The sequence below is a fragment of the Neisseria sp. HMSC70E02 genome (assembly GCF_001838645.1).
Classification (GTDB): domain Bacteria; phylum Pseudomonadota; class Gammaproteobacteria; order Burkholderiales; family Neisseriaceae; genus Neisseria; species Neisseria macacae.
The window spans coordinates 1-372 of sequence record NZ_KV838140.1; the positions used below are offsets into that span (position 1 = coordinate 1).

Annotated in this window: 1 pseudogene; it reads right to left on the bottom strand. The window is 58.6% G+C overall.

Going from position 1 to position 372, the window contains the following annotated elements:
- Positions 1-325: pseudogene (locus tag HMPREF3277_RS12425) on the bottom strand (RHS repeat protein); the annotation flags it as partial.
- Between the last annotated feature and the right edge of the window lie 47 nt (positions 326-372).

Genomic DNA, 372 nt, shown 5'->3' on the forward strand with positions numbered 1-372 from the left:
GCCAGTCGGTTTCGGGCAGGCCGTTTCGGGCGTTTTCTTCTTTGCTTGGCACCTTCCATTGGTGTTGGGCGATGAGCTGGCCGTTTTCGTTGTAGTCGAAGCAGGTGATGCTGTGGCGGTTGGCGGCGCGGACGAGGTTGCCGTTCGGGTCGTATTGGTAAGCGGTTTCCTGAACTTGGTCGTTATCGCGGGCAAGGGTATGGATCAGCCGTCCCAATATATCGCGTTTGAACTCGGTAATCCGCAGCGGGGTTTGACTGTCGAGGTCGTCTGAAAGCGGGATAGCGTCTTTTTTGGGGACGGGCTGTCCGACCAGTTGCGCCATCAGTTTGGCGGTGAGGGAGGCGTCGTCGCCGAATTCGCGCTGCTCGA